2 protein-coding genes are annotated in these 2,996 nt (G+C 71.3%); both read left to right on the top strand.

The features are described 5' to 3' along the window. The first annotated feature begins 44 nt into the window (after positions 1-44). Entirely contained in the window at positions 45-800 is a 756-nt protein-coding gene (locus tag AEQ27_RS01275) for a response regulator (protein WP_054145036.1), read from the top strand. A gap of 131 nt (positions 801-931) precedes the next feature. Then, positions 932-2,911 carry an amino acid transporter gene (locus AEQ27_RS01270; RefSeq protein WP_369813573.1) on the top strand — a complete coding sequence of 660 codons (1,980 nt, stop codon included), beginning with the start codon at positions 932-934 and terminating at the stop codon, positions 2,909-2,911. Positions 2,912-2,996 lie beyond the last annotated feature (85 nt).

Genomic DNA, 2,996 nt, shown 5'->3' with positions numbered 1-2,996 from the left:
CAGGGCGGCCGGGGCGACCGGGTACGGTCGGCCACGTGAGCGCCGTGAAGATCTTGATCGCCGACGACGACCCGCAGATCCTGCGGGCGCTCAAGGTGACCCTCGGGGCGCGCGGCTACGACGTGGTCACGGCCGGCGACGGGCGCGAGGCACTCGACCTGGCGGCGACGCAGCACCCCGACCTCGTCATGCTCGACCTCGGCATGCCGCACCTCGACGGGGTCGAGGTGATCGCCGGCCTGCGCGGCTGGTCGACCGTGCCGATCCTCGTCGTGTCGGGCCGCACCGACGCCGCCGACAAGGTCGAGGCCCTGGACGCAGGCGCCGACGACTACGTCACGAAGCCCTTCTCGATGGACGAACTGCTCGCGCGCATCCGGGCGCAGACCCGCCGACTCCCGTCGGGCACCGACGACGAGCAACCCGTGGTGGCCTTCGGCGACGTGCAGGTCGACCTCTCGGCGAAGACCGTGGTGCGTCGGGCGGGCGCCGCCGGCGCTGCGGGGGCGGCCGGGGGCGGGGGCACCGGCGGCGAGTCGGTGCGACTGACGCCGACCGAGTGGAAGATCCTCGAGCTGCTGCTGCACAGCCCCGACAAGCTGATCACGCGCGAGACCATCCTGACCGAGGTCTGGGGTCCCTTCCACGCGAAGGACACCGGCTACCTGAGGCTCTACTTCGCCCAACTCCGCAAGAAGCTCGAGCCCGTGCCGGCCGCCCCCCGGCACCTCGTCACGGTGCTCGGCATGGGCTACCGCTTCGTGCCCGACGCCGACGCGCAGGCCGTCCAGGGGTCGTGACCGCGGTCGCCGCCGAGATCCTCACGGTTTCCTAACGCCGGACGACCCCATCAGGAGGCGCGGGAGGCCTAGCGTGGCAGGGCGCGTGCCTGCCTCCCGGCCGGTGCGCCCCGCACGTCCGAGAGGAACCCGTGACCGCGCAACCCGAGTCACCCGCCAGGGTCGAACCATCGACCCCCCACGCGACCGAGCGACGGATGCGCAGCTGGCTGCTCCACGGCCTCACCGAGACCGCGGGCACGCACCAGGGGCCGCACGCCGAGACCCCCGAGAAGACCCACTCGTGGTGGCGGGTGATGTGCCTGACCGGCGTCGACTACTTCTCGACCCTCGGATACCAGCCGGCGATCGCGGCCGTCGCGGCCGGTCTGCTCTCGCCGCTCGCGACCATCGTGCTCGTGTTGCTGACCCTCTTCGGCGCCCTGCCGGTCTACCGCCGGGTCGCCCGCGAGAGCCCCCGTGGTGAGGGGTCGATCGCGATGCTCGAGCGGCTGCTGCCCTGGTGGGGCGGCAAACTGTTCGTCCTCGTGCTGCTCGGATTCGCCGCCACCGACTTCATGATCACCATCACCCTGTCGGCGGCCGACGCCACGGCACATGCGGTCGAGAACCCGTTCGCGCCGTCCTGGTTCCACGGGGCCGAGGTGCCGCTGACGCTCGTGCTCGTCGCGTTGCTCGCCGCCGTCTTCCTGCGCGGGTTCCGCGAGGCGATCGGCATCGCGGTCGTGCTCGTCGCGATCTTCCTGACGCTCAACCTCGTCGTCATCGCCGTCTCGCTCTTCCACATCGGTGAGAACCCGGTCGTCATCGGCAACTGGTGGGACGCCCTGACGGTGCAGCACGGCAACCCCTTCGTCATGGTCGGCATCGCCCTGATCGTCTTCCCGAAGCTGGCCCTCGGCCTGTCGGGCTTCGAGACCGGGGTGGCGGTCATGCCGCAGATCACGGGCGACCCGACCGACACTCCGGCCCAACCGGTCGGACGCATCCGTGGGGCCCGGCGCCTGCTCGCCACGGCCGCCATCATCATGAGCTCGTTCCTCATCCTGTCGAGCTTCGTCACGACCCTGCTGATCCCTCAGGCCGAGTTCCAGGCCGGCGGGTCGGCCAACGGTCGCGCCCTGGCGTTCCTGGCGCACCAGTACCTCGGCGACGGCTTCGGCACGCTGTACGACGTCAGCACCATCTGCATCCTGTGGTTCGCCGGGGCGTCGGCCATGGCCGGGCTGCTCAACCTCGTGCCGCGCTACCTGCCGCGCTACGGCATGGCGCCGCAGTGGGCCCGAGCCGTCCGACCCCTCGTCCTGGTCTTCACGGTGATCGCGTTCGTCATCACCATCGTGTTCGAGGCGGACGTCGACGCCCAGGGCGGTGCCTACGCGACGGGAGTGCTCGTGTTGATCACCAGCGCCTCCGTGGCCGTGACGCTGTCGGCGCGACGGGCGCGCCAGCGCAAGCGCACGATCGGCTTCGGGATCGTCGCTCTCGTGTTCGTCTACACGACCGTCACCAACGTCGTCGAGCGCCCCGACGGCGTGCGCATCGCCGCGATCTTCATCATCGGGATCATCGCGGTGTCGCTCGTCTCGCGCGTGCAGCGGTCGTTCCAGCTGCGCGCGACGTCGGTCACCCTCGACGACACAGCCCTCTCGTACGTGCGCGAGGACGCGGACGAGTACGGCACGATCCGCGTCATCGCCCACGAGCCGGGGCGCGAGGTCGCCGAGATCTACAAGAAGAAGCTGTCGGCCGAGCGCAAGTACAGCGGCATCCCGCAGCGCTCGCCGGTCATCTTCCTCGAGGTGCACAAGGGCGACTCGTCGAACTTCGAGGAGGACCTCGTCGTCACCGGGCACGCCCTGCACGGCTACCGGGTGCTGCGCACGACGAGCGGCGCCGTGCCGAACGCCGTGGCCAGCGTGCTGCTGGCGATCCGCGACGAGACCGGCGTCGTGCCCGACATCTACTTCGAGTGGACCGAGGGCAACCCGCTGTCGAACATGGGACGGTTCTTCCTGACCGGGGTGGGCGAGGTCGCGCCGGTGACCCGCGAGGTGCTGCGGAGGGCCGAGCCCTCGCGCAGCCGCCGCCCCGACGTGCACGTCAGCTAGCCGCCCCGCGACCGCGCCCGCCCGGCCGCCCGCCCGGCGCCCTCGCCCTGCCGCCCGCCCTGCCGCCCGCGCCCTGACGAACCAC

The organism is Frigoribacterium sp. RIT-PI-h (assembly GCF_001297205.1).
GTDB lineage: Bacteria > Actinomycetota > Actinomycetes > Actinomycetales > Microbacteriaceae > Frigoribacterium.
Note: the sequence above shows the minus strand (reverse complement) of the source record. Positions and strands in the feature narration are given on the sequence as shown.